A 6,370-nucleotide genomic window follows, 5' to 3' on the forward strand; every position below is an offset into this window, starting at 1 on the left:
TCCATAATTTATCTATATCCTTGCATGAACGTAAGCTCTTTTATTTTAGAAGAAAAGTATCTGTCTTGGGCTGTCCTTTTTTCTCCCATGTAATATGCAGCTTGTACACATGCTCTTTTTTTGGAGGATCACCCAAATAAAAAAATCCGTTGATAACGGATTTAATTTTGTAACAGAGCCATCTTCACTTTTTCCTTCTGTAAATCCCTTATGTTCCACTACTATTTTTCCATTATCAGTAAAGCTTACTTCTTTTATCTTGACCTTGCCACCAGACTTCTGTTGAAGATGTCCAATCCATCCGCCAACTGTTTCATCAGAGTTTTTCTTATAATTTGCTTTCCACATACCATTATCAGATGTGCCTCCAATTGCAATACTGGAATAATTCCAATAACCTCCGATAGCAACACCCATACCTATAACTACAACGAGTAACCATTTTGAATATTTATTTTTCATCAAAAAAAGCCTTCCCCTCTCCGTAACTGTTTATATTATACAATTTAGTTAATATATTTTAGTATAGGAAATGAAGGAGTGCGGTGAAAAAAGCAACGGGCTGTCAGCTTAGCTACGCATTTTCAGCGGAAGAAAAAGAATTTGAATAAAATGGATTGACATTCATTGGTAATGTGTTAATATTTATAAAAATGGAACCGGTTCCAAAATTCGCGAATGGATGAATGTAATGGTTAAACAAGAAAACGCAAAGGTTACAATTTACGATGTTGCTAGAGAAGCAGGTGTTTCAAAGACCTCTGTTTCCCGGTATTTAGGGGGGAGATTTGATGAACTCTCTGACAAAACCCGTAAGAAAATCGAGCTGGCGATCACCAAAATGGAGTACCGCCCAAACACGATGGCAAGAGGGCTCAAAAGCAATAAGAGTTATTTGATTGGAATCATCGTGGCGGACATCAACAATCCATATACGACGGCCATCCTTCGGGGGGCTGAGGATATATGCAGCCAGAATGGATATAATCTGATGATTTGCAATTCTGATAATAACCCCGAGAAGGAAAGAGGCTATTTTGATATGCTTTTATCCCATCGCATCGACGGGCTTATCATTCATACGACTGGCGGTAATCACGACATGCTAAAACAGATGCAAGAGCAAAAGACCCCGATCATCCTTTTGGATCGGAAGGTGCCAGATCTTGAAATCGATACGGTAGGATTGGATAATTTTCAGGCTACTTCACAAGCTGTCAATTATTTGGTTGGCCAAAATTATGAACGAATTGCATTTTTCAGCGAACCTGCCAGCAATGTCAGTACCAGGCATGAGCGGCGGCTATCCTTTCAGCAAACGTTGATGAGCCACAGCCATCCGAGTTCAGGTGATGTTTATGAGGTCAATGTCGATGATTTAAAAGATGTCGAGTCCAAGCTCCAGCATTTTTTAGATGACTCAAAAGGCGTATCAAGAGCTATATTGACGGCAAATAGTGTCGTGCTATTAAAATTAATTCTACTTTTACAAGAAAAGAAACTGTCGGTCCCGGAAGATTTAGCAATGATGGGATTTGATAATCCGGATTGGAGCACCATCGTTTATTCGGGCATTACAACGATTGAACAGCCCACATACCAAATCGGGGTCGCTGCTATGGAAATGATCCTGCGCCGCATTGATGGACAGGCTTCCCCAGCGCAGACAATGGCGTATCAAGCGAAATTGAATATAAGGAAAACGACTCCATTTATACAAAAATCATAAGTCTTCTAAACTTGAAGACTTTATTAACTCACAAAATGGTACCGATACCATTTTGGGGTCAGGAGGATTAATATGAAAGTCTTTGTATGCATGAATTCAATACCGGCCGAAAAGCTTCAAGCGCTCGGACATCTTGAAATCATAAAACTGGTAGCAGCCGCTGGAGCTGATGGAATCGAAATCAGAAAAGAATTGTTGACGCCGGATGATTCTCTGGAAGAATTGGGTGCCTTATGCAGGGAGCTTAACTTGGACATTTATTATTCCGCTCCTGAATTCCTGATCGGCTCGAACCATCAAATGAATGAAATAGGTTTTAAACGCTTGGCAAGGGAAGCGGATGAATTGGGAGCGGAATTGCTGAAGATGCCTCTAGGAAACTACGATTTTTTTGAAACAGATATGTTTCGAATGAATGAAGCCTTGGTGGAAAATCTGCAAAACCGTGAAATGAAAATCACCATCGAGAATGATCAGACGCTTGGCGGTGGAAACGTAAAACGGATCGCTCATTTCCTGAGTTGCTCCGAAAAGTTCGATATCCCGATAAGATTGACATTTGATACGGGCAATTGGCTGTATACAGAAGAAGTTCCAATGGAAGCTGCGAAAGGTTTAGCGGGATATGTGGACTATATTCATTTAAAGCAAGTGAAACGCGAGAAAGAGGGTTGGGTGACTGAGCCGGTATCGATGCCGCTGCTGCCTGAGGTAATGGAGTTATTGGAAAAGTTTAATGGCGCTTGTCCGGTAGCGATTGAATTCCCGGTAACATTGGAAAATGCAGCGACTTATATTTCACTTATGAAAATGGAACAGGAGGTCAGCCATGAACGAGCTTAAGGTACTGACGATGGGAGAGGCAATGGCGATGTTCATCGCTGAGGATTCGGGAAGCCTTGATGATTGCATGCGTTATAAGCGTTATGTGGCAGGGGCCGAAACCAATGTAGCGATTGGCCTGTCAAGGCTAGGGATTAAAACTGCATGGATGAGCAAGGTGGGCGATGATTCGTTCGGGCGCATGATTATGAAAACGCTCACAAATGAGGGGGTGGATGTCTCCCATGTTTTGATGGATCCATTCAATCCAACTGGGTTCCAGTTAAAATCCAAAGTCGAACAAGGAGATCCGGTCGTTGAATACTTTAGGAAGAATTCAAGCGCCAGTAAGATTTCCCTGGAGGACTTTCCCCTGGAGAAACTCCCTTCAACTCAGCACCTGCATTTAACGGGGATACCTCCTGCCATTTCCGGCAGTTTCAGAGATCTGTCATGGCAAGTCTTGAAACATCTGAAACAAAAGGGTGTAACCGTTTCATTCGATCCAAATCTGCGTCCATCACTCTGGCCGAATGAAAGGGAGATGATCAGCATCGTCAATATGTTTGCGGAGGAGGCGGATTGGCTGCTTCCCGGAATTCAGGAAGGTGAAATTCTTACAGGATACAGCAACAAAGAGGATATCGCCAGTTACTACCTCGAACTCGGTGTTAAGCTTGTGGTGATTAAACTCGGGGAAGAAGGAGCCTACTTTGCAACCCAAGATGAAAGGAAGGAGGTACCGGGTTTTACCGTAGCGGAAGTCGTGGATACCGTAGGGGCAGGAGACGGGTTTGCTGTCGGGGTAATCAGTGCTTTACTGGAAGGGGCATCGAATGAAGAAGCAGTTTTACGCGGAAATGCAATAGGGGCCAAGGCCGTGATGTCTTCCGGAGATCACGAAGGCCTTCCTGATATGGAAGAGCTAGAACACTTTATGAAAAAAGGAGTGCTTCAATCATGTCTCAATTACAAGTAGCTTCGAGAAAAAGGTGGATGAGATTGATCCCCTTAGTGTTCATCACATACAGTCTCGCTTATCTCGACCGTGCCAACTATGGGTTTGGCGTAGCGGGAGGAATGGGGGAAGACCTTAATATCACAGCCGGGGTATCCTCCTTTCTGGCCGCGCTGTTTTTCCTTGGTTATTTCTTCTTTCAAGTTCCAGGTGCACATTACGCAGAAAAGAAAAGTGCCAAAATCCTGATTTTTTGGAGCTTGATTCTCTGGGGAGGACTGGCGACCTTGACGGGGATGGCGACAAGTGTGGGATGGCTCTATCCGATTCGCTTCTTGCTTGGTGTTGTTGAAAGCGCTGTTATGCCCGCGATGCTCGTCTTCTTAAGCCACTGGTTTCTAAAAGAAGAACGCTCCCGGGCCAACACCTTTTTGATTCTGGGGAATCCAGTTACTGTATTGTGGATGTCGATCCTTTCCGGCTACCTATTGAAGGCATTCGACTGGAGATGGCTGTTCATCATTGAAGGACTTCCGGCTGTCCTGTGGGCGTTTATCTGGTATAAGGTCGTCAATGACCGTCCCAAAGATGCCAAGTGGCTTACAGATCAGGAAAAGCAAGATATGGAAGCGACCCTCCAGAAAGAACAGGCTGCATTAAAACCTGTGAAAAATTATAGGGAAGCTTTTAAGTCAAAGCAGGTCATCGTCCTCAGTATCCAATACTTCATGTGGAGCATCGGGGTTTATGGGTTCGTCATGTGGCTGCCGTCCATTATTAAACAAGCATCGAGCATGGATATAGTGGCAACGGGCTGGCTTTCAGCCGGACCTTATTTGTTAGCGGTCATTTCGATGCTGGCACTATCCTATTTTTCGGATAAAACATTGAATCGAAAAACGTTCGTTTGGACATCGCTGCTTGTGGGGGCAATCGCATTCTTCGGGTCTTTCATGCTCGGAACATCGAATTTCTGGCTTTCATATGCCCTGTTGGTTATTGCAGGCGGTGCGATGTATGCGCCATATGGACCGTTCTTTGCCATCATTCCTGAAATTCTCCCAAGGAATGTGGCAGGCGGAGCAATGGCCCTGATTAATAGCATGGGAGCGCTTGGCTCATTTGTAGGTGCTTATTTCGTCGGATATTTAAACGGATTGACCGGCGGGCCTGGAGCATCCTATATTTTCATGGCGGGATCTTTATTGATTTCAGCGTTACTCACATTGATGGTTAAAAAGCCTGCGGTTACGTCAGTCAAGCAAATGAAGGTGGCTTCGTCATGAAAATACAGCTGGCGTTGGATCGCATGAATATGGAGGAAGCCATTGAAATGGCACGAAGAGTGGAAGCCTCGATTGATTGGATTGAGGTGGGGACTTCCCTGATTAAAGAGTTCGGAGTGAATAGCATCAAAGAAATGAAAAATCACTTTCCGGATAAAAAAATCGTTGCCGACATGAAGACGATGGACAATGCGGCTTATGAAATGGATCTTTGCTTTCAAAGCGGGGCTGATATAGCTACGGTAATGGGGGCTGCATCGGATGTAACCATCCAAAAGTGCCTGGAAAAAGCGCGTGAATGCAAGGGGCAGATCATGATTGATTTATTGAATGTATCCGATACCCGGCTTGAGCAATTACGGATTTACCGTCAGGCGATATTCTGTGAGCATGTAAGCAAGGACAGCCAGGAGAATTCAGGTCATGCCATGATCAATATGAGAAATCATGCTGGGTCCATGAGGGCTGCAGCAGGAGGGATCACTCTTTCGTCCTTGCCTGTAATGGTCGGTAAGGGGCTGGATGTCATCATCATTGGCTCGGCGATTACAAAAGCAAAGAATCCAGCAGAAGCTGCCCGTCGATTTAAGGAAACGGTGAATGGAAAGAAAGGTGTGAAGGAAGTTTGAAGAAGGAAATTGGGGTTATTTTAGAAGAAATGAAAGGTGTATTTCACAAAATGGACGGAGGGGTAACGGATGTACTCCTAAAAAATTTACGGACCGACACCAGGATCTTCATCGTTGGTGAAGGCAGATCGGGCTTCATGGCCAAAGCCTTTGCGATGAGATTGATGCACCTTGGCTTAAACGTCTATGCAGTCGGGGAAACGATTACTCCTTCTATTTCGAAAGGCGATCTGATCATAGCCATTAGCGGGAGCGGCTCGACCAAAAGTGTGATATCAGTTGCCGCAAAAGGCAGGGAAGTGGGATGCAAGGTGTTTTCGATCACGACGAATGACCAATCGGAATTGGCGAATGTCTCTCATGAGGTCTTGGTGATACCGGCAGCAACGAAAAATCGCTTGGAACATGAAACGAAAAGCGTACAGCCGTTAAGTTCTTTGTTTGATCAATGTGTACATGTTTTATGTGATGCAGTATGCTTGGACTATTCATTAACCGAGTCCATCAGCCACGAGCTTACTTATTCCAAACATAGTAATGTAGAGTGAAATATGGCGGGACCCTTTCAGCGGGTGCCCGCCTTTTTTGATATGAAAAATGCCCTTACTCCCAAACGGGAATAAAGGGCATGCACCGTGAACATGTCACGGTGATCATGAATTAATAAGCTAGGCTGAATAGGGCTTTGATGTGTGATAGGTAGCGAACATTACTTGCTTCTTTCATCAATGTAGCCGGAAGGCCTTTAAGGGACGTGTTATTGGCCCCAACGGTTGCCACTGCATCCTTACGGCCAAGGCTCGCAAGTGTACCTGAGTTTACAGGTGAGAATTCCTCAAGTTTCTTGCCTTCAAATGCTGCATATAGGTTGTATCCAACAAGCTCACCCATTTGCCAAGCATTTTGTGCAGTAGGAGCATATGGACGGCCGCCTTCTGGAGGGAAA

General features: G+C 44.6%; 7 protein-coding genes and 1 pseudogene. 6 read left to right on the forward strand and 2 right to left on the reverse strand.

The genetic code is table 11. From position 1 onward, the window contains the following. Positions 1-45: 45 nt before the first annotated feature. Positions 46-465, reverse strand: a complete 420-nt coding sequence (locus OTG27_RS26060) for a hypothetical protein (protein WP_268938553.1) — start codon at positions 463-465, stop codon at positions 46-48. Between the two features lie 226 nt (positions 466-691). Between OTG27_RS26060 and OTG27_RS26065 the strand changes: the two genes are divergently transcribed. The 6 genes from OTG27_RS26065 to hxlB all read left to right on the forward strand — a co-directional run bounded on the left by OTG27_RS26065 (position 692) and on the right by hxlB (position 5,972). Further along, on the forward strand, positions 692-1,729 hold the full coding sequence (locus OTG27_RS26065) for a LacI family DNA-binding transcriptional regulator (RefSeq protein WP_098866303.1): 1,038 nt from the start codon (positions 692-694) through the stop codon (positions 1,727-1,729). 72 nt (positions 1,730-1,801) lie between these two features. Further along, the gene (locus tag OTG27_RS26070; RefSeq protein WP_268938554.1) at positions 1,802-2,572 is read left to right on the forward strand and encodes a sugar phosphate isomerase/epimerase family protein; all 771 of its coding nucleotides are present in this window, start codon (positions 1,802-1,804) and stop codon (positions 2,570-2,572) included. Further along, positions 2,559-3,530, forward strand: coding sequence for a sugar kinase (locus OTG27_RS26075; RefSeq protein ID WP_106028579.1), 972 nt, complete (start codon positions 2,559-2,561; stop codon positions 3,528-3,530). Before OTG27_RS26070 ends, OTG27_RS26075 begins: the two co-directional genes overlap by 14 nt. Then, entirely contained in the window at positions 3,512-4,795 is a 1,284-nt protein-coding gene (locus OTG27_RS26080) for an MFS transporter (protein WP_268938555.1), read from the forward strand. The genes OTG27_RS26075 and OTG27_RS26080 overlap by 19 nt, the downstream gene beginning before the upstream one ends. After that, positions 4,792-5,424, forward strand: coding sequence for a 3-hexulose-6-phosphate synthase (gene hxlA, locus OTG27_RS26085; RefSeq protein ID WP_268938556.1), 633 nt, complete (start codon positions 4,792-4,794; stop codon positions 5,422-5,424). Before OTG27_RS26080 ends, hxlA begins: the two co-directional genes overlap by 4 nt. Further along, positions 5,421-5,972, forward strand: coding sequence for a 6-phospho-3-hexuloisomerase (gene hxlB, locus OTG27_RS26090; RefSeq protein ID WP_268938557.1), 552 nt, complete (start codon positions 5,421-5,423; stop codon positions 5,970-5,972). Before hxlA ends, hxlB begins: the two co-directional genes overlap by 4 nt. A gap of 112 nt (positions 5,973-6,084) precedes the next feature. On the opposite strand, the pseudogene OTG27_RS26095 reads toward hxlB, so the two are convergent. Next, positions 6,085-6,370: pseudogene (locus OTG27_RS26095) on the reverse strand (NAD(P)/FAD-dependent oxidoreductase); the annotation flags it as partial.

Source organism: Peribacillus sp. AS_2 (assembly GCF_026891895.1).
In the GTDB taxonomy this organism is placed as follows: Bacteria; Bacillota; Bacilli; order Bacillales; family DSM-1321; genus Peribacillus; species Peribacillus frigoritolerans.